The organism is Pseudomonas sp. Sample_24, assembly GCF_004307605.1.
In the GTDB taxonomy this organism is placed as follows: Bacteria; Pseudomonadota; Gammaproteobacteria; order Pseudomonadales; family Pseudomonadaceae; genus Aquipseudomonas.
In genome coordinates this window covers 19975-38518 of sequence record NZ_RCNW01000438.1, presented here as the reverse complement: position 1 = coordinate 38518, position 18544 = coordinate 19975, and the positions used below count along the sequence as shown (strand labels likewise).

Here is an 18544-nt window from a genome sequence, read left to right as displayed (position 1 = left end):
TTCGTTAGCGCCTGGCCAGCCGGTTAAAGATCGTTCCCACGCTCTGCGTGGGAATACAGCCCGGGACGCTCTGCGTCCCATTGGAACGCGGAGCGTGACTTGAGGCATTCCCACGCAGAGCGTAGGAACGATCATCACTCAGGCGACGGCCCCTGGCACCAGCGGAAATTCCAGGCTGGCAATGAATCCCCCCTCAGGATGATTGGCCAGCACCAGGCTCCCGCCATGCCGCTCCGCCGCACGCCGGGCGATGGCCAGACCCAGGCCATGCCCGGGCGCTGTCTGCCCGGGTGCCCGATAGAACGGCTCACCGAGCTGATTCAAGTGTTCGGTGTTTACCCCCGGCCCATGATCGCGCACGGTCACGACAATTTTCTCGCCATGACGTAGCGCCTGCATTTCAATCGGCAGCCCCCCTGGGGGATTGAAACGCTGGGCGTTGCGCAACAGGTTGTCCACGGCGCGCTCGATCATGGTCGGCCAGCCGGTGAGATTCAATTGTGGTTCGGCTTCCAGATGCACGAGTTGGTCAGGTGAGCCCAGTTGAGCATCTTTTTGCAAGGCATTGAGCAGCGCATTGAGATCCACCTCTTCGGCGCTGGCGTTATCGGCATCGACTCGCGCCAATACCAGAATCTCGCTGATCAGTGCTTCGAGCCGGTCGCACTCACGGGTCAGGCGCGGCCAGAGCTTTTCCCGTTCTTCAGGCGTGGCCCGTTCGGCCAATGCCAGCGCTATGCGCAGGCGGGCGAGGGGGGAGCGCAATTCGTGGGACACGTCACGCAGCAATTGCCGCTGACTGCTGATCAGGCTTTGCAGGCGTGCGCCCATGCGGTTGAAGTCGTTGGCCAGCACCCCGAACTCATCGCGGCGATTGGCCAGCTTGACCAGGCTGTTCTGCTGATAGGTGGTTTGCCCCAGATCATGCACGGCGCCGCGCAAACGGCTGAGCGGGCGGGTGATGGAGAGGGTCACGAACAGGCTGAACAGGGTCAGCACCACCAGCGCGATCCCTAGCGCACTCAATGGCCAGAGCAGGCTCTCGCGGTGCCAGGCATCGAGTTCCGGATGGGGGATGCGGTAGATCAGCAGGTAGGTATCGCCGGTTTTTTCGCTGGTGTATTCGTCGGTCAGACGACGCCAGGGCAGGCGGCGGTCATCGTTGTTCTGCCGTGCTTCGAAGGCTGCCGCGCGGCGCGGGAAGGTGCCGCGAACCACAGGGTCGCCACTTTCGTTGAGCACCTGAACGTCGATGTGATAATGGCGCTTGCGTTCCTGCAGGAGGTCTTGTGCTGCGTCCTCACCTTGAGATTCGTATATTTGCGTCCACTCTTGCGCCAGGGTGTTGAGACCCGGGTGGCGGCTGAGGATCCAGGCATCCTGGTTGAGCATGTGCCCGAGCAGAATGGAAAGCCCTGCAACCAGAGCGATGGCCAGCCAGAAGCTGGCCAGGATCCGCCAGAACAATGAACGCACAGAAAATCCTCGAACCAGACACAAGTCATTGTAGGAGTGAGCCTGCTCGCGATAACGGTGTGTGAGTCAATAGTTGTATCAACTGACACTTCGTTATCGCGAGCAGGCTCACTCCTACATGGAAATCAACAACATCAGACCCAACGGTGTTCAGCCGTTGGGTCCGGGTTAACGCATTATTGCGCTTTTTGCGGTTGTTGCGCTTTCCAGGCCTTGAATTCAGCCCATTCGGCGCGACGCTCAGCTTGCTTTTTCTGGATTTCGTCGAATTTCTTCTGCTGATCCGGTTTCAGCAAGGCGCGGACATCAGCCTCCGCTTTTTTGTGGTTGGCGGCCATTTCGTCCTTCATGGCTTTCTGGTCGGCTGGCGACAGTTTCTCCAGGTATTTGTCGACCAGTTGCTTACGCTCATGCATCTGCTCGCCCATGATCTTGCGGATCTGCTCACGCTGTTCGCGGCTCAGGTCCAGTTGGCTGTAGGGGCCTTTACCGTGCATCCCGTGCATCTGGCCGCCGTGGCGCGGGCTATCCATCGGCCCATCCATCGTGCCGTGACCTTCAGGCATGGCCATGGCGACGGTGGGCAGGGCGGCAGCGAACATCAGGGCGATTAGGGTCTTGCGCATGGTGAATCTCCTTGTCTCATTCCCGGTACGTTCCGGATGAGTACAGATTACGCAGATCAAGGTCAGCGGCAGTCAGCGGAGTGTAAGGCTTGGGTAAAGATGGTTTTCTACCTTCCTGACAAAACAAAACCCTGTGGGAACCGGTTGCCAGCGATGGCGTCATTGTTTTCGACGCATGGCTCAAGGCCCATAGCAGGCAAGCCAGTTCCCACAGTCAATCGGGTTGGGTTCAGAGACTGTAGTAATAGCCGCGGCTACGCAGGGCCACGATGCGCGGACGCCCATCGGGGTGCGGGCCGATTTTCTTGCGCAGGTTGCTGACGTGCATGTCCAGGCTGCGGTCATACAGGGTCAGCTTGCGGCCGAGGGCGATTTGCGCCAGTTCCTGTTTGTCCAGTGGCTCGCCGGGCTGCTTGAGCAGGGCTTCGAGCAGACGGCTTTCGGAAACCGTCAGGGTCAGTTCCTTTTCATCGATGCTGACCACACCGCGTACCGGGCTGAAACACAAGTCGCCCAGTTCCAATTGGCTGGACACCGCGGCCGGATGGCTGCGACGCAACACGGCGCGCAGCCGGGCGGTCAGCTCACGCGGGTCGCACGGTTTGGCCAGGTAATCATCGGCACCCAGTTCCAGACCCAGGATGCGATCCAGGGGTTCGCCGCGGGCCGAGAGCATCAGCACCGGCAGATCCGGGTGATCGCTGCGTAACTGCTTGAGCAGTTCCAGGCCGCTGCCGTCCGGCAGCATCACATCCAGAACCACGGCCGCCGGAGAGGTTTCAGCCAGCGCACGACGGGCGCTCTGGCCATCGTGGCAGGCGCGAACCTGAAAGCCTTCCTGACTCAGCCAACTGCTCAGAAGCTCACACAGCTCCTGATCATCATCAATTAATAACAGTTCGCTCATGACTCACTCAATTTAGCCATTGTCGACGTTTTCGCCGTGCACCACTGGCGAAGATACCGCAGAGCAGGGCCAATAGCGCTACCCCGGCGCCAATGACGAACCACTGTTGCTGATCGGTCAGCAAACGCGGCAACACGCTGCCGGCCTGGGCCTCCTTGAGTTGCAGCTTCAGGCGCTGGTTCTCCTGGCGCAACCGGGTCAGCTGGGCGCTTTCGCGTTCGCCATCGGCATTCTGCAATTGTTTGCTCAGTTCTTCCCGTTGCCGTTCGCTTTCTTTCAAGCGTTGCTGCAACTCGTTGATCTGGCTGCCGGCGCTCAGGGACAAAGGCGTCGAATTGCCACCCTCGGAGCTTTCCTCACCGTGGGCGGGGGCCATGATCGACAACGTGACCAACAACAGACACAACGGACCTTTGCGCATCGCGACTCCTGATTCCAATACGAGTATTGGGAAGTTGTCGGCCGGCAAACGGGAATAATGAGCGCTTGAGAACGCGATGAACCGATAAGGTTCACCGCGTGAGGGAGGCGTTACGGCAGGACTTGCTTGAACGGTTTGACCAGAACGCTGGCGTAGACGCCTGCGGCGATGTACGGATCGGCATCGGCCCAGGCTTGTGCGGCGCTCAGCGAATCGAATTCGGCGACGATCAGGCTGCCGGTGAAACCCGCTGCGCCCGGATCATTGCTGTCGACGGCCGGGTGCGGGCCGGCCAATACGATACGACCTTCGCCTTTAAGCACTTGCAGGCGCTCAAGGTGCGCAGGCCGTGCGGCCAGGCGGGCTTCCAGGGAGTTGGCGACGTCTGTGGCAATGATTGCGTAAAGCATGTCAGTCCTCGGTTTTTGGCGATGGGGTATCGGCGTCGTGCAGATGACGGGACAGGTAGATGCCCTGGCCAATCAGGAACAGCAAGGTCATGCCCAGGCTGCCGAAGACCTTGAAGTCGACCCAGTAGCTCTGGAAGGTGAACGCGACGAACAGGTTGGCGGCACCGCAAAACAGGAAAAACACGATCCAGGCGATGTTCAGGCGCGTCCAGACAGGTTCCGGCAACGTCAGCGCGTGGCCCATGATGCGTTTGATCAGCAGGCGGTCACCGATGAAGTGGCTGCCGATGAAGCCCAGGGCGAACAGCCAGTTGACCACCGGCGCCTTCCATTTGAGGAAGGTTTCGCTGTGGAAGGCCAGGGTCAGGCTGCCGAAGACCAGACAGGCGACGAGGGTCAGCCACTGGCTCTTCTCCAGCTTGCGCTGTTTGATGAACAGCGCGCCGTAGACCACCAGCGAACTGATGATCAGCATCGCGGTAGCGCTGTAAATACCGCCTACAGTTACCTCATGGCCGGCGATGTCGACGACCCGTGGATCGATTTTGAAGACGATGAAAAACAGCAGGAGCGGGATGAAATCGATGAATTGTTTCACAGTGGCAGCCAGAAGCAGGATGTGGCGGCATAATAACAAACATATGGGCGCGCGATAGCGCCAGCTGATTTGAGGTTACAAAGCCCTGTGAATGTTGATTTGCACTGCCATAGCACGGCCTCCGATGGCGCCCTGGCGCCTGCGGTACTGGTTGCGCGTGCATTCGAGAAAGGCGTGCGAGTCCTGGCCTTGACCGATCACGATACCCTTGAAGGCATCGCCGAGGCCCGCGAAGCGGCGGATGCGCTGGGAATGCAACTGGTCAATGGCATCGAATTGTCCTGCACCTGGGGCGGGGCGACCATTCATGTGCTGGGCTACGGTTTCGACGTCCATGCCGCGCCATTGGTCGAGGCGATTGCCAAATTGCACGATGGCCGCTGGCTACGGTCCGAAGAAATAAGTCGCAAACTGGCGTTGAAAGGCATGCCGGGGGCGCTGGAAGGCGCCCGGCAGATCCAGCAGGAGCTGGGCGACAGTGGCAACGCTCCGGCCCGGCCGCATTTTGCCGACTGGATGGTCCGCGAAGGTTTTGTAAAGGATCGCGCCGAAGCGTTCCGCAAATGGCTGGGTGCCGGCAAGCTGGGCGACGTCAAGCAACACTGGCCGACCCTTGAAGACACCGTCGAAACCCTGCGCGCGGCCAAGGCCTGGGTCAGTCTGGCGCATCCTTGGCATTACGAGTTCACTCGCAGCAAGCGTCGTCGCCTGATTGCCGACTATATTCAAGCAGGCGGCCACGCGATCGAAGTGGTCAATGGCTATCAGCCCGCCGAGCAAGTGGGCAGTCTGGCCATCCTGGCTCGCGAGTTCGGTCTGCTGGTCAGCGCCGGCAGTGATTTCCATGGCCCGGGCGGGTGGTCGGAAATCGGTGAGTACCGCCCGCTCCCGGAGGATCTGCCACCCCTGTGGTGCCGATTCAAACATGACCCAGTTATTGCCGCCGTCTGAACAGGTAGAGAATGTGAGTCAATTTTTCCAGATTCATCCGGAAAACCCGCAAGCGCGCCTGATCAAACAGGCTGTCGAGATCATCCGTAGCGGCGGGGTGGTGATTTATCCCACGGACTCCTCCTACGCCATCGGTTGCCAGATCGGCGACAAGGTCGCCGTGGAGCGTGTGCGCCGTTTGCGTGGCCTGGACGACAAGCACAACTTCGCACTGATCTGCAGCGATCTGTCGCAACTGGGCCTGTTCGCCAAGATCGATACCGGCACTTTCCGCATTCTCAAGGCTCATCTGCCGGGGCCGTACACCTTCATTCTCAACGCCACCCGTGAAGTCCCGCGGCTGTTGCTGCACCCGAAAAAACGCACCATCGGCCTGCGGGTGCCGAGCCATCCGATCGCCTTGGCGTTGCTGGACCAACTCGGCGAGCCGCTGATGAGCGTGAGCCTGATCATGCCCGGTGAAACCGATCCGATGTTCGATCCTTATGAAATGCGCCAATTGCTCGAGCATCAGGTCGACCTGATCATCGACGGCGGTTTCGGCGGAATCAAGGCCTCCACGGTGATCAACCTCGCCGATGGCGAACCGGAAGTGATCCGCGTCGGTTGCGGCGATCCAACGCCGTTCATGGCCGAGGCGTAGATGTCTGCAGTAGAACCCGTCGACAGTCAGGCCGGAGCCCAGCAAGAGCTGCCCTTCGCCATGGTCTATGGCCAGGCGGTCATGGAAATGCCGCTGGACCTGTACATCCCGCCGGATGCGCTGGAAGTCTTCCTTGAAGCCTTTGAAGGCCCGCTCGACCTGCTGCTGTACCTGATCCGCAAACAGAACATCAACATCCTCGACATCCCGGTGGCGGAAATCACCCGCCAGTACATGGGTTATGTCGAACTGATGCAGTCGGTGCGCCTGGAACTGGCCGCCGAATATCTGGTGATGGCCGCGATGCTGGCCGAGATCAAGTCGCGAATGCTGCTGCCGCGGGCCGAAACCGTCGAGGAAGAGGAAGAGGATCCGCGTGCCGAACTGATCCGCCGCTTGCAGGAGTACGAGCGTTTCAAGGCTGCGGCCGAAGGCATCGACGGCCTGAGTCGTGTGGGTCGCGATGTGCTGGTGCCCAAGCTCGACGCCCCGGAGGCACGGGCGCGCAAGTTGTTGCCGGATGTGCGCTTGTCAGAGTTGTTGATGTCGATGGCGGAAGTGTTACGCCGCGGCGACATGTTCGAAAGCCATCAGGTCAGCCGCGAGGCACTGTCGACCCGCGAACGCATGAGCGATGTACTGGAACGGCTCAAAGGCGGCGGTTTCGTGCCGTTCGTCGAGCTGTTCACCGCTGAAGAAGGGCGCCTGGGGGTTGTCGTGACGTTCATGGCCGTCCTCGAACTGGTCAAGGAATCCTTGGTCGAGTTGGTGCAGAATGAGCCGTTCGCCGCGATCCATGTCCGAGCCCGAGCCGAATAACGAGTTTAATCATGAACCTGAGTGAACCCCGCGAGCTGGCGCCATTGCTTGAAGCCTTTCTGTTGGCCTCGGGAAAGCCGCAATCCCTGGACCGTCTGTTCGAACTTTTCGAAGAGGGCGAACGGCCGGAGCCGGCGGTTTTCAAGAAAGCCCTGACCCTTCTCGGCAAGTCTTGCGATGGCCGGGCGTACGAGTTGAAAGAAGTCGCTTCCGGCTATCGTCTGCAAATCCGCGAGAAGTTTTCGCCGTGGGTCGGTCGCTTGTGGGAGGAACGACCGCAGCGCTATTCGCGGGCCATGCTCGAAACCATCGCCCTGATCGCCTATCGACAGCCGATCACCCGGGGCGAAATTGAAGATGTGCGGGGGGTGGCGGTCAACAGCCAGATCGTCAAGACGCTGATGGAGCGCGAGTGGATTCGTATTGTCGGTTACCGCGATGTGCCGGGCAAACCGGCGATGTTCGCCACCACCAAGGCGTTTCTCGATCACTTCAACCTGAAAAACCTCGACGATCTGCCGCCGCTGGCGGAGTTGCGCGAACTGGAGCCCGACCCGGTGCTCGATTTCGACGACGCGCCTGTTCCGGCGGCGTTGCAGGAATTGGCAGACGCCAGCGCCGAGCCGGAAGAGCCGAAGGAGGAAACCAGTTTCCACACGCTGTTGCTGGAACTGGACAGCATGGAAGAGGGGATCAAGACCGATTTCGACGATTTGTTGCGAGATGGCGTGGCGCCTGAGTTGGATTCGGAGCAGCCGGACATCGAGCCCGAAACAGAAGTTTTGCAGATCGAACCTGAGCCGGAAATTGAACCCGAGCAGGAAGACGACATTCTCGGCGTTGCCGAGGCCCGGGAAAAACTCCTGGCGGCCGTTGCCGCACTGGAACAGCCGAAACCCGAGCCTGAACTGAGCGACGAAGAAGCCGAAGCCCTGGCGCTCGCTGAAGCTATCGAAGCCGAACGCCGCCAATTCGAAGACTGACACAACCCTGTAGGAGCCGGCTTGCTGGCGATCGCATCACCGCTATTCCTCCGATGCACCGTGGTGATGCCATCGCCAGCAAGCCGGCTCCTACAGAAGGTTTGCAACCATCGAGGTCACCGGTCGGCGGAAAATTAAGTAAGTCACCATCGATCGGCTAGTCTCTGATGCGCAAACGCCCGCATGCGCGTATGATTCGCGACCCTTCGGCGATCCCTTCGCCCGAGTACCCAGTTTTCAGAACACACCGGGAGGTGCCCAGATGAGTATCAAAGACCAGAAAGACGACCAGGAAATCGGCCCAGCAGGCGAAAAACTGCAGAAAGTCCTCGCCCGTATCGGCGTCGGCTCGCGCCGTGACGTGGAAGCCTGGATCAGCCACGGCCGTATCAAGGTCAACGGCAAAGACGCCACCCTTGGTCAGCGTGTCGACATGCACGACGCCATCACCATCGATGGCAAGGTGATCAAGCGCGAAGAGGCTGCCGAGTCGGTCCGCCGCGTGATCATGTACAACAAGCCCGATGGCGAGATCTGCACCCGTGTCGACCCGGAAGGCCGCCCAACCGTGTTCGACAAGATGCCGCGCCCTAAAGAGGGCCGCTGGATCAACATCGGTCGTCTGGACATCAACACCACTGGTTTGCTGATGTTCACTACTGACGGTGAGCTGGCCAACCGCCTGATGCACCCTTCCTACGAAATGGACCGTGAATACGCGGTACGTGTGCGTGGCGAAGTCGACGACGAGATGATCGAGCGCCTGAAGGCTGGCGTTGTCCTTGAGGACGGCCCGGCCAAGTTCACCGATATCAAGCAGGCACCCGGTGGTGAAGGTTTCAACCACTGGTATCACTGCGTGGTAATGGAAGGTCGTAACCGTGAAGTTCGTCGTCTGTGGGAATCCCAGGGCCTGGTGGTCAGCCGTCTGAAGCGCGTGCGTTTCGGCCCGGTGTTCCTCAACTCCGACCTGCCGATGGGTCGCTGGCGCGAAATGAGCCAGTACGAAGTCGACATTTTGAGTGCCGAGGTTGGCCTGACGCCGGTCGCAATGCCGCAGATGAACGCCAAGAGCAAAGACAAGCTTGACCGGATGCAGCGTAAATCGTCGCGGCCGATGGCCAAGACCGAGCGCGTGCGGACTTTGCGTCCAGCCACTGGCGCGGCCGCTGCACCTGCCGCACCACGTGCAAGCCGTGAGCCGCAGATCGAAGGCGAGCGCCCAGGTCGCAAGCCTGCTGCCCGTCAGGACGGTGAGCGCGGCCCGCGTACGCCGCGTCCGGCCAATGGCCGTACCGAGCGTGGCGAAGGTCGTGGTACGCCGGTAGCGGATCGCCCGGCCGACACCAAGCGCCCGGCCAAGCCTGCGCCGAAGCGTCCGGGGATCAAGCTGGTCGACGGTGATACGCCGTCGGGCAAGCGCCGTGGTGCACCAGCGGGTTCGGGTCAGCGCCCGGGCTTCGGTCGTCGCAAGCCGGAGTGAAGCAGCGGTAAGCTTCAGGCGACAAGCTGCATGTGAAAACGCCAACCTTCGGGTTGGCGTTTTTTTTCGTCCGGCTTTATGTCTGTGCTGTTTTTGAAGGCCTCATCGCGGGCAAGCCCACTCCCACAGCGTTCTATGCCGGGTACAAAACAGTGAATAAAACACAGATCCCTGTGGGCTTGCCCGCGATGGCGCCATATGCAGCACAGAGTTGCCCAAGGTGGAAAGCCAAAATTACAGCCTGTAAAGATTTCATGACGAAATCAACGGGTAAACCCCATGAAATCGCCTTCCCCTTGGTTTCGTAAGAAAATTCTTACGCGCCATTGCCTCGCATCCATCTTTCACCGCTCTAGCCCGCTTGTTTCAATACGCCATGCAGGGTCAGATGCGCGCCATGCCTGTCGTGCAGGTGCATAACAAAAAGGAGGCGCAATGAACGCCGCAATCCGTTTTCATTTCTCCGCAAGGGGCGTTTGGTTATTCGTCCCTGTCGCTGATCCGCAAGGGTCTGATCCTTTATTTGCAGCCGTCCGACTCGTTCGGGACGGACACGGGCAATCCCGGCCATAGACACGCTTGTCCAGCGGGTCTGGCAGCAGGGGGTTAGCGGTGTACAATGCGCGCGTTTTACCTGTGACCTCCTGCGCATCTGCGCAAACCTCAAGGCTATCCGCCTTGTTCACTCCGCCGCGTCACGAGCGTGTCGGGTTCGATTTCGTCACAGATAAAAACAAACAGGTGACGCATGACCGTTGTAAATACGCTGAACTCCTGGTGCCTGCGCTGGGGTTTGATCGGTGCCGCTTAACGCCTTTGCTGAGCAGCAACGTCTTCTGAACATCATCAAACCTTGCGTGAGACCCTTTTCATGAGTGGACAAAACTCGCATTCAGGCGAGCTGAAACGCGGCCTGAAAAATCGCCACATTCAACTGATTGCCCTCGGTGGCGCGATCGGTACCGGTTTGTTCCTCGGTTCGGCCGGGGTGCTGAAATCCGCCGGGCCGTCGATGATTCTCGGCTACGCCATTTGCGGCTTCATTGCCTTCATGATCATGCGCCAACTGGGCGAAATGATCGTCGAAGAGCCGGTAGCCGGTTCCTTCAGCCACTTCGCACACAAATACTGGGGCGGTTTTGCCGGTTTCCTCTCGGGCTGGAACTGCTGGATCCTGTACATCCTGGTGGGCATGTCCGAACTGACAGCCGTCGGCAAATACATCCACTACTGGGCGCCGGACATCCCGACCTGGGCCACGGCGGCAGCGTTCTTCGTGCTGATCAATTTGATCAACCTGGCCAACGTCAAAGTGTTTGGCGAGGCCGAGTTCTGGTTCGCGATCATCAAGGTCGTGGCGATTGTCGGCATGATCGGCCTGGGCAGCTATCTGCTGGTCAGCGGTAACGGCGGCCCACAGGCTGCGGTGAGCAATCTGTGGTCCCACGGTGGCTTCTTCCCGAACGGCGTCAGCGGTCTGGTGATGGCCATGGCAATCATCATGTTCTCTTTCGGCGGCCTGGAAATGCTCGGTTTTACCGCCGCCGAAGCCGACAAACCGAAAACCGTGATCCCGAAAGCGATCAACCAGGTGATCTACCGGATCCTGATTTTCTACATCGGCGCACTGGTGATCCTGCTGTCGCTGACTCCATGGGACAGCCTGCTGACTACCCTGAACGCTTCCGGTGATTCCTACAGCGGCAGCCCGTTCGTGCAAGTGTTCTCGATGCTGGGCAGCAACACCGCCGCGCACATCCTCAACTTCGTGGTCCTGACGGCGGCGTTGTCGGTGTACAACAGCGGCACCTACTGCAACAGCCGCATGCTGTTGGGCATGGCCGAACAGGGCGATGCGCCGAAAGCTCTGGCGAAGATCGACAAGCGTGGCGTGCCGGTTCGTTCGATCCTGGCGTCGGCTGCGGTGACGTTGATTGCGGTCCTGCTGAACTACCTGATTCCACAGAACGCACTGGAACTGCTGATGTCGCTGGTAGTAGCGACCCTGGTGATCAACTGGGCGATGATCAGCTTCTCGCACTTCAAGTTCCGCCAGCACATGAACAAAACCAGACAGACGCCGTTGTTCAAGGCCTTGTGGTACCCGTACGGGAACTACGTCTGCCTGGCGTTCGTGGTGTTCATCCTTGGCGTGATGCTGATGATCCCGGGGATCCAGATCTCGGTGTACGCAATTCCGGTGTGGGTCGTGTTCATGTGGGTTTGCTACGGCATCAAGAACAAGCGCAGTGCCCAGCGTGCCATGCAGGCAGCGGTGGAGTAACTCCGCGCAAAAACAACAAACCCGGCCAAGTGCCGGGTTTTTTGTTTTCAGGCTTCACACAAAACCCTGTGGGAGCGGGCTTGCCCGCGATGGCGGAGTGTCAGGCGCTATCAATATTGAATGTGCCGGCCTCTTCGCGGGCAAGCCCGCTCCCACAGGTTTATCAGCGCATCATTCGCGGTATCCTGCACGCTCTGACTACGGACGTTTTTCCATGCTGGTGATTTCCAACAATGTGCATCTGCCGGATGCCGAGATCGAGTTGACCGCCATTCGTGCCCAGGGCGCGGGTGGGCAGAACGTCAACAAGGTGTCGAGCGCGGTGCACCTGCGCTTCGACATTCCGGCGTCTTCCTTGCCTGAGTTCTACAAGGAGCGGCTGCTGGCGTTGCGCGACAGTCGGATCACCAGTGACGGCGTGCTGATCATCAAGGCCCAGCAATATCGCACGCAAGAACAGAACCGCGCCGATGCCCTGGAGCGTTTGGTCGAACTGATCCAGAGCGCCACCAAGGTCGAAAAGAAACGCCGCCCGACCAAACCGACCCTCGGCTCGAAAACCCGTCGGCTCGAATCCAAGAGCAAGCGCGGCAACATCAAGGCCGGGCGTGGCAAGGTCGATTTCTAGCGCGCATCCCGGGTTTCACGCAGCTTCGGAGCCTGACGATACAAGTAGACGCTGAGCGCCAGGCCACTGAGTGCCGCCAGCGCGGCGAACAAAAAGATCGACGCAAAACCGAAACCGGCCGCAATGGCACCGGCCAGCGGTCCGGTGATCCCCAGCGACAAATCGATGAACAGTGAATAAGCCCCCACTGCCGCGCCACGGCTGGAGGCGGGCACCAGATTGACCGCTTCCACACCGAGCGCCGGAAACACCAGCGAGAAACCGAAACCCGTCAAAGCCGCGCCTGCCAGCGCCCAGTACGCGTCGGGTGCCAGCCACAGCAACAACAGGCCCAGGGTTTCTACCGACAAACAGGCAATCGCCACGCGAAAGCCGCCGAGGCGGTTGATCAGGTTGCCGAACAAAAGGCGCGCGCCAATGAAGCTGGCACCGAACAGGCTCAGGCATAACACCGCGTTGTCCCAGTGCTGCGTGGCGTAATACAACGTAATGAACGTGGCGATGGTGCCGAAACCGATGGAGCCCAAGGCCAGGCCGCAGCCGTGCGGCAATACTCGGCCGAGCACATGCATGAATGGCGAGCGTTCACCGACAACGATGGGCGCGGCGGTTTTCGGCCAGGCCAGCAGCAGGCCAAGCGCAGCCAGCAGCACGATGCTGACGCCCATGCTCCACAAGCCCATTTTGCTGACCAGCAATACGCCCAGCGGCGCGCCGACCGCCAGCGCGCCATAGCTGGCAATACCGTTCCACGAAATGACCTTGGCGGTGTTCGCCGCGCCGACCCGGCCGATGCCCCAACCAATTGAACCCGAGCCCACCAGACTTTCCGCGCTGCCCAGGACCAGGCGGCCGATCAACAGGCTGATCAGGCTGAGCATCGGCAAGCTTTGCGTCCAGGCTGAAATCAGCATGAACACACCGCTCACGCCACAACCGGCGAGGCCATACATGACCGCCAGTTTGCTGCCTTTGTTGTCGATGATTTTCCCGGCATACGGGCGGCTGAGCAGGGTGGCCAGGTACTGCACGCTGATTACCAGGCCCGCAATCACTGCGCCGAAGCCCAGGTCGCTATGGACATAACCGGGCAATACGGCCAAGGGGATGCCGATGTTCAGGTAGCCGATGAAGGTAAAAAGGACGATGGATACAACTTGCAGCGTGACCGCCAAGGGGCGCTGGTGTTCAGGCATGGGTAAAGGTCCACGGTAAAGCAGGATAGATAGGCTGCTTATGATAGCGGTGCTGGCTGTCGTGGGTTGTGAAAAAGTAAAACTATTTGCCGGGCGGTGTCACTCGGGCTTGGCAGGGGCAACCAGTTGCGTGGTGACCAGTGCAGCCAAGGCATTTTCTTCGGTGCCGAAGCGGGCAAGCAAAGCGGCTTGTTTCTCGGGGGAGAGGCGATTCCAGATCTCGATCATTTTCTCGGCGGTGCCGATCAGGACGCTGGCCTGGGCTTCGCTAAATTCATCGGTCATGGTTCAAGGCTCGTTCAGGCAGTGTGGAAAGCGCATGTTAGCGCTTTCCACACGGTCTGTACGGCGGGTGTTTCAGTCTTCTCTGTCGGCCTGGCGGCTGTCAGGTGCTTCTTTTGGCTCGGGCTGTTGGGCACCGGCTTGTTGCGTGGTCGTCTGCTCAGGTACGTGCAGGCTTGGGAAGGGGAGATTAGGAATCTCGTGCATGGTTGCGCTCCTCGCTAAGTCTGTTGATAGATCTGGTAGATCCGCGCTTTTAAAAAAGCCTGGGCAGGATACAGCACTAAAAATGACAATCGGACTTTTATATCCATTTGTTTCGACGGATGGAGTTGTCTATACAAATCGGTAGATTCGCGCACATACAACTGTGGGAGCGAGCCTGCTCGCGATGCGGTGTGTCATTCAACGGTGTTGTTGACTGATTGACCGCTATCGCGAGCAGGCTCGCTCCCACAGAGGGACTCGCAGTATTTGCGATTTTACTTGCAGACGCTGGCAATCGCCTCGGCCAGCAAATCCAGACGCGTGGCATCAATCCCCGCCACGTTGGCCCGGCCTGAGCTGACCATGTACACGCTGTGGTGATCGCGCAGGTTTTTCACTTGCTCCGGCGACAGGCCGGTATAGGAGAACATCCCGCGCTGCACGCCAATGTGCGCAAATCGCTCGCGCAAACCGTGGGGCTCGAGTGCTTCCACCAGACCGCTGCGCAGTTGGGCGATACGCAGGCGCATCGCTTCCACTTCGTCGGCCCACAGGCGTTTGAGCTCCGGATCGCCGAGGATGGTTGCGACGACGGCGGCACCGTGGTCCGGCGGTGTCGACCACAGGTTGCGGGCGATGTTGGCCAATTGACTGCGGATATCGGTGAGTTTGTCGGCGGTTTTCGCGCAGACAATCAGCGCACCGGTACGGTCGCGGTACAGCCCGAAGTTCTTCGAGCAGGAGCTGGTGATCAGCACCTCCGGCAGCTCGGCGGCGAACAGTCGGGTGGACCAGGCATCCTGTTCCAGACCATCGCCGAAGCCCTGATAAGCGAAGTCGATCAGCGGCAGCAGCTCGCGTTTGCGAACAACTTCAAGCACCCGGCGCCAGTCCTCGTGGGACAGATCGAACCCGGTCGGGTTGTGGCAGCAGGCATGCAGCAACACCACGTCGCCCTTTGGGGCTTCATTGAGCGCTGCGAGCATCCCGTCGACGTCGAGTCGGTTGTCACTTCCCACGTACGGGTAATGACTGACCTTGACCTTGGCTGCTGCGAAAATCGTTTCGTGGATTGGCCAGGTCGGGTTGCTCAGCCATACCCCGCGACCCGGCAGGCATTGGGCGATGAAGTCAGCACTCAGGCGCAACGCTCCGGTGCCGCCGGGCGTTTGGGTGGCGCCAGCGCGCTGTGACTCGATCAGCTTGGAATCGGCGCCAAGCACCAATTCATTGATCGCTTTGCCAAATGCAGGTTCGCCGTGACCACCAATGTAGGTCTTGGTGGTCTGACGTTCCACCAGGCGCGCCTCGGCCAGCTTCACCGATTGCGGAATCGGCGTCAGGCCCTGGGCGTCCTTATAGACGCCCACGCCAAGGTCGAACTTGCGCGGATTCGGGTCCTGCGCATAGGCCTCCATCAGGCCCAGGATCGGGTCGCCGGGCACGCGGCCGATGGCGTCGAAGTGCATTACTTGCGGCCCTCGGCGTCCTTGGCAACGATGTCGGTGCGCGCAGCCATGATGAAGTCGTTGCGGTGCAAGCCTTTGATCGAGTGGCTCCACCAGGTCACGGTGACTTTGCCCCATTCGGTCAGCAGGCCCGGGTGGTGACCTTCGGCCTCGGAGATTTCACCGACAGCGTTGGTGAACGCCAGGGCGTGTTTGAAGTTCTTGAACAGGAAAATCTTTTCCAGCTGCATGATGCCGTCGCGGACTTCGATGTTCCAATCCGGGATCTGCTTGATCAGGATCGGCAGTTCTTCGTCGCTGACCTGTGGAGCATCGGCGCGGCAGGCTTCGCAATGGGCTTGGGTAAGTGCGGTCATGATGTGTTCCTGAAATCGAATGTTGAAAATCGGCCGTCAGTAGCGCCCACGCTAATGCAAAGCGTCGGTTTCTGACAGGCTCACTTGATTCTAAAAGCGACGGATCACGCGGCTTTTGGTTTGGGCGGAAATTTTGGTGCGTGAAGACCCATCTGCATCGCTTGCTTGACCATGCCCATGATGTCTTCGTGGGCGAGGTCGAACAGGCGCTTGAGGTTCGGCAGCGCGAAATACAGTGGCTGCAAAATGTCGATGCGGTACGGCGTGCGCATGCATTCCAGCGGATCGAACGCCTGGTGTTCGGGTTCGTCCGACAGGCAATAAACGGTTTCTTTAGGCGAGGACAGAATGCCGCCGCCGTAGATGCGCTGGCCTTGTGGAGTGTCGACCAGGCCGAACTCGATGGTCATCCAGTACAGGCGCGCCAGATACACGCGCTCTTCCTTGGTCGCTTGCAGGCCAAGCTTGCCGTAGGTGTGGGTGAATTCGGCGAACCAAGGGTTGGTCAGCAACGGACAGTGGCCGAAGATCTCGTGGAAAATATCCGGCTCTTGCAGGTAATCCAGCTCTTCGCGGGTACGAATAAAGGTGGCTACCGGAAACTGCTTGCTGGCGAGCAATTCGAAAAAGGTCTGGAAGGGGATCAGCGCCGGTACACGGGCGACCTGCCAACCGGTGGTTTCACCGAGGACCTTGTTGATCTCGCCCAATTGCGGAATGCGGTCGTGGGGCAGACCGAGTTTTTCGATACCGTCCAGGTACTCCTGGCACGCACGCCCTTCGATCACTTTCAGTTGGCGAGTGATCAGCGTGTTCCACACCGCATGTTCTTCGGCGGGGTAGTCGATAAAACCTTGCGCATCGGGCTCGCGAGCCACGTATTGCGTCTGCTTCATGCTGCTCTCCTGCTAAGGGATTTCATTCTTGTTATGTGCTGCTATGGACCCAGAAATAACCCATGAATTGCGTGATGGCAGCAGGTGATCCCCGTTGTGCGTAGGAAAATTCTCCAAATATCGTAAAGTTTTCGTTACGTTTCATAGGTTGTCGCGCAGGTGTTGAGATTGGTGGGTGGGAAAAGCGCTCCACCTGTCACATAATCTTGACGACTAACTGAGCGCTCCAGCAGAAATATTCTTGCCGTGGGCCTCATTCACCACTGTTCGGGCCTTTATATGCGTATCAAAGTCCACTGCCAGAACCGCATCGGCATCCTGCGTGACATTCTCAACCTGCTGGTGGAGTACGGCATCAACGTCGCTCGCGGTGAAGTGGGCGGTGAGCATGGCAACGCGATCTACTTGCACTGTCCGAACCTGATCAACATTCAGTTCCAGGCTTTGCGTCCGAAATTCGAAGCGATTGGCGGGGTGTTTGGCGTCAAGCGTGTAGGCCTGATGCCTAGCGAACGTCGGCACATGGAGCTCAATGCGCTGCTTGGTGCGCTGGAGTTTCCAGTGCTGTCGATCGACATGGGCGGCTCGATCGTCGCGGCCAATCGTGCGGCGGCGCAGTTGCTTGGTGTTCGAGTCGATGAAGTGCCGGGGATTCCGCTGTCTCGATATGCCGAGGACTTCGATTTGCCGGAACTGGTGCGCGCCAACAAGTCGCGAATCAATGGGCTGCGGGTCAAGGTCAAGGGCGACGTGTTCCTGGCCGACATCGCGCCGCTGCAATCAGAGCATGACGACAGCGAAGCCATGGCCGGTGCCGTATTGACGCTGCACCGCGCCGACCGGGTGGGCGAACGCATCTATAACGTGCGCAAGCAGGAGCTGCGTGGTTTCGACAGCATCTTTCAAAGCTCGAAAGTCATGGCCGCGGTGGTGCGCGAAGCGCGGCGCATGGCACCCCTTGATGCGCCGCTATTGATCGAAGGCGAAACCGGAACCGGCAAGGAGCTGTTGGCGCGCGCTTGTCATTTGGCTAGCCCGCGCGGGCAATCGCCGTTGATGGCGCTCAATTGCGCCGGTCTGCCGGAGTCCATGGCCGAGACGGAATTGTTCGGCTACGGCCCGGGTGCCTTCGAAGGTGCGCGTGCCGAGGGCAAGCTCGGGCTGTTGGAACTGACGGCGGGCGGTACGCTGTTTCTCGATGGGGTCGGGGAAATGAGCCCGCGCCTGCAGGTGAAATTGCTGCGCTTTCTGCAGGATGGCTGCTTCCGCCGCGTAGGCAGTGATGAAGAGGTTTATCTGGATGTACGGGTGATCTGCGCCACCCAGGTCGATCTCTCCGAACTGTGCGCGCGGGGCGAGTTTCGCCAGGACCTCTATCACCGCCTGAACGTGTTGTCGCTGCACATTCCGCCCCTGCGCGAATGCCTCGACGGTCTGACGCCGCTGGTGGAGCACTTCCTCGATCAGGCGAGTCGGCAGATCGGTTGCCCGCTGCCGAAGCTGGCGCCAGCGGCCATGGACAGGCTCAGTCATTACCACTGGCCGGGCAACGTCCGGCAACTTGAAAACGTATTGTTCCAGGCGGTTTCCCTGTGCGACGGCGGTACGGTCAAAGCCGAGCACATTCGGTTGCCGGACTACGGCGTGCGTCAGCCGCTTGGCGATTTTTCGCTCGAAGGCGGGCTGGACGAAATTGTCGGGCGCTTCGAAAAAGCGGTGCTGGAGCGGTTGTACTCCGAACATCCGAGCAGTCGGCAATTGGGCAAGCGGCTGGGGGTTTCGCACACCACCATCGCCAACAAGTTACGCGATTATGAGGTGGGCAAGGAGCCTGGCACCTGAGTCAGTCCCCTAAGTCAGGCACCTAAGTCAGGCATCTGAGTCAGTCCCCTAAATCAGGCCTATAAAT

The 18544-nt window shown here is 59.6% G+C and carries 21 protein-coding genes; 9 read left to right on the top strand and 12 right to left on the bottom strand.

Annotated elements, in window-relative coordinates; all coding sequences use genetic code 11:
• Positions 1–138: 138 nt before the first annotated feature.
• The 6 genes from D8V06_RS25715 to D8V06_RS25690 all read right to left on the bottom strand — a co-directional run bounded on the left by D8V06_RS25715 (position 139) and on the right by D8V06_RS25690 (position 4438).
• Positions 139–1476, bottom strand: a complete 1338-nt coding sequence (locus D8V06_RS25715; protein WP_056853058.1) for a HAMP domain-containing sensor histidine kinase — start codon at positions 1474–1476, stop codon at positions 139–141.
• A gap of 176 nt (positions 1477–1652) precedes the next feature.
• A complete protein-coding gene (locus D8V06_RS25710; RefSeq protein WP_130903463.1) occupies positions 1653–2102 on the bottom strand; it encodes an LTXXQ domain protein in 450 nt (149 codons plus the stop codon).
• A gap of 229 nt (positions 2103–2331) precedes the next feature.
• On the bottom strand, positions 2332–3009 hold the full coding sequence (locus tag D8V06_RS25705; RefSeq protein WP_056853056.1) for a response regulator transcription factor: 678 nt from the start codon (positions 3007–3009) through the stop codon (positions 2332–2334).
• A gap of 7 nt (positions 3010–3016) precedes the next feature.
• A complete protein-coding gene (locus D8V06_RS25700; RefSeq protein ID WP_130908072.1) occupies positions 3017–3430 on the bottom strand; it encodes a translation initiation factor 2 in 414 nt (137 codons plus the stop codon).
• Between the two features lie 110 nt (positions 3431–3540).
• Entirely contained in the window at positions 3541–3840 is a 300-nt protein-coding gene (locus D8V06_RS25695) for a YciI family protein (protein WP_056853054.1), read from the bottom strand.
• Between the two features lies 1 nt (position 3841).
• Positions 3842–4438, bottom strand: a complete 597-nt coding sequence (locus D8V06_RS25690) for a septation protein A (protein WP_056853053.1) — start codon at positions 4436–4438, stop codon at positions 3842–3844.
• A gap of 87 nt (positions 4439–4525) precedes the next feature.
• On the opposite strand from D8V06_RS25690, the gene D8V06_RS25685 reads away from it, so the two are divergent.
• The 8 genes from D8V06_RS25685 to arfB all read left to right on the top strand — a co-directional run bounded on the left by D8V06_RS25685 (position 4526) and on the right by arfB (position 12229).
• On the top strand, positions 4526–5389 hold the full coding sequence (locus D8V06_RS25685; protein WP_056853052.1) for a PHP domain-containing protein: 864 nt from the start codon (positions 4526–4528) through the stop codon (positions 5387–5389).
• A gap of 13 nt (positions 5390–5402) precedes the next feature.
• Positions 5403–6032 carry an L-threonylcarbamoyladenylate synthase gene (locus tag D8V06_RS25680; RefSeq protein ID WP_130903464.1) on the top strand — a complete coding sequence of 210 codons (630 nt, stop codon included), beginning with the start codon at positions 5403–5405 and terminating at the stop codon, positions 6030–6032.
• Between the two features lie 120 nt (positions 6033–6152).
• Positions 6153–6851: a ScpA family protein gene (locus tag D8V06_RS25675; RefSeq protein ID WP_177336555.1), complete on the top strand. Its 699-nt coding sequence runs from the start codon at positions 6153–6155 to the stop codon at positions 6849–6851.
• 11 nt (positions 6852–6862) lie between these two features.
• Positions 6863–7834: an SMC-Scp complex subunit ScpB gene (scpB, locus tag D8V06_RS25670; protein WP_130908074.1), complete on the top strand. Its 972-nt coding sequence runs from the start codon at positions 6863–6865 to the stop codon at positions 7832–7834.
• A 262-nt stretch (positions 7835–8096) separates the two neighbouring features.
• Entirely contained in the window at positions 8097–9317 is a 1221-nt protein-coding gene (rluB, locus tag D8V06_RS25665; protein ID WP_056853048.1) for a 23S rRNA pseudouridine(2605) synthase RluB, read from the top strand.
• A gap of 32 nt (positions 9318–9349) precedes the next feature.
• Entirely contained in the window at positions 9350–9625 is a 276-nt protein-coding gene (locus D8V06_RS25660) for a hypothetical protein (RefSeq protein WP_130908075.1), read from the top strand.
• A 563-nt stretch (positions 9626–10188) separates the two neighbouring features.
• The gene (locus D8V06_RS25655) at positions 10189–11601 is read left to right on the top strand and encodes an amino acid permease (RefSeq protein WP_056853047.1); all 1413 of its coding nucleotides are present in this window, start codon (positions 10189–10191) and stop codon (positions 11599–11601) included.
• A gap of 214 nt (positions 11602–11815) precedes the next feature.
• Entirely contained in the window at positions 11816–12229 is a 414-nt protein-coding gene (gene arfB, locus D8V06_RS25645) for an alternative ribosome rescue aminoacyl-tRNA hydrolase ArfB (RefSeq protein ID WP_056853046.1), read from the top strand.
• On the opposite strand, the gene D8V06_RS25640 is transcribed toward arfB, so the two are convergent.
• The 6 genes from D8V06_RS25640 to phhA form a co-directional block, all read right to left on the bottom strand.
• Positions 12226–13425, bottom strand: a complete 1200-nt coding sequence (locus D8V06_RS25640; protein WP_130932064.1) for an MFS transporter — start codon at positions 13423–13425, stop codon at positions 12226–12228. The two genes, arfB and D8V06_RS25640, sit on opposite strands and share 4 nt — an antisense overlap.
• A gap of 99 nt (positions 13426–13524) precedes the next feature.
• The gene (locus D8V06_RS25635) at positions 13525–13710 is read right to left on the bottom strand and encodes a hypothetical protein (RefSeq protein WP_056853044.1); all 186 of its coding nucleotides are present in this window, start codon (positions 13708–13710) and stop codon (positions 13525–13527) included.
• Positions 13711–13782: 72 nt separating this feature from the next.
• Complete coding sequence (locus D8V06_RS31055) at positions 13783–13914, bottom strand: hypothetical protein (protein WP_269083288.1); 132 nt, start codon at positions 13912–13914, stop codon at positions 13783–13785.
• A gap of 275 nt (positions 13915–14189) precedes the next feature.
• Positions 14190–15383: an amino acid aminotransferase gene (locus D8V06_RS25630; protein ID WP_130907921.1), complete on the bottom strand. Its 1194-nt coding sequence runs from the start codon at positions 15381–15383 to the stop codon at positions 14190–14192.
• Positions 15383–15739 (bottom strand): 4a-hydroxytetrahydrobiopterin dehydratase, encoded by a 357-nt coding sequence (locus D8V06_RS25625; protein ID WP_056853042.1) that lies wholly within the window; start codon positions 15737–15739, stop codon positions 15383–15385. The genes D8V06_RS25630 and D8V06_RS25625 overlap by 1 nt, the downstream gene beginning before the upstream one ends.
• A gap of 104 nt (positions 15740–15843) precedes the next feature.
• Positions 15844–16635 carry a phenylalanine 4-monooxygenase gene (gene phhA, locus D8V06_RS25620; RefSeq protein ID WP_056853041.1) on the bottom strand — a complete coding sequence of 264 codons (792 nt, stop codon included), beginning with the start codon at positions 16633–16635 and terminating at the stop codon, positions 15844–15846.
• Positions 16636–16914: 279 nt separating this feature from the next.
• Between phhA and D8V06_RS25615 the strand changes: the two genes are divergently transcribed.
• Positions 16915–18477, top strand: a complete 1563-nt coding sequence (locus D8V06_RS25615; RefSeq protein WP_056853040.1) for a sigma-54-dependent transcriptional regulator — start codon at positions 16915–16917, stop codon at positions 18475–18477.
• Positions 18478–18544 lie beyond the last annotated feature (67 nt).

Excerpts from the sequence above, each read along its gene's own strand:
- rluB (WP_056853048.1), top strand. The coding sequence starts at position 8,097 with ATGAGTATCAAAGACCAGAAAGACGACCAGGAAATCGGCCCAGCAGGC.
- D8V06_RS31055 (WP_269083288.1), bottom strand. The coding sequence starts at position 13,914 with ATGCACGAGATTCCTAATCTCCCCTTCCCAAGCCTGCACGTACCTGAG.
- arfB (WP_056853046.1), top strand. The coding sequence starts at position 11,816 with ATGCTGGTGATTTCCAACAATGTGCATCTGCCGGATGCCGAGATCGAG.
- D8V06_RS25655 (WP_056853047.1), top strand. The coding sequence starts at position 10,189 with ATGAGTGGACAAAACTCGCATTCAGGCGAGCTGAAACGCGGCCTGAAA.
- D8V06_RS25625 (WP_056853042.1), bottom strand. The coding sequence starts at position 15,739 with ATGACCGCACTTACCCAAGCCCATTGCGAAGCCTGCCGCGCCGATGCT.
- D8V06_RS25635 (WP_056853044.1), bottom strand. The coding sequence starts at position 13,710 with ATGACCGATGAATTTAGCGAAGCCCAGGCCAGCGTCCTGATCGGCACC.
- D8V06_RS25615 (WP_056853040.1), top strand. The coding sequence starts at position 16,915 with ATGCGTATCAAAGTCCACTGCCAGAACCGCATCGGCATCCTGCGTGAC.
- D8V06_RS25700 (WP_130908072.1), bottom strand. The coding sequence starts at position 3,430 with ATGCGCAAAGGTCCGTTGTGTCTGTTGTTGGTCACGTTGTCGATCATG.
- D8V06_RS25695 (WP_056853054.1), bottom strand. The coding sequence starts at position 3,840 with ATGCTTTACGCAATCATTGCCACAGACGTCGCCAACTCCCTGGAAGCC.
- D8V06_RS25705 (WP_056853056.1), bottom strand. The coding sequence starts at position 3,009 with ATGAGCGAACTGTTATTAATTGATGATGATCAGGAGCTGTGTGAGCTT.
- D8V06_RS25640 (WP_130932064.1), bottom strand. The coding sequence starts at position 13,425 with ATGCCTGAACACCAGCGCCCCTTGGCGGTCACGCTGCAAGTTGTATCC.
- phhA (WP_056853041.1), bottom strand. The coding sequence starts at position 16,635 with ATGAAGCAGACGCAATACGTGGCTCGCGAGCCCGATGCGCAAGGTTTT.
- D8V06_RS25710 (WP_130903463.1), bottom strand. The coding sequence starts at position 2,102 with ATGCGCAAGACCCTAATCGCCCTGATGTTCGCTGCCGCCCTGCCCACC.
- scpB (WP_130908074.1), top strand. The coding sequence starts at position 6,863 with ATGAACCTGAGTGAACCCCGCGAGCTGGCGCCATTGCTTGAAGCCTTT.
- D8V06_RS25630 (WP_130907921.1), bottom strand. The coding sequence starts at position 15,383 with ATGCACTTCGACGCCATCGGCCGCGTGCCCGGCGACCCGATCCTGGGC.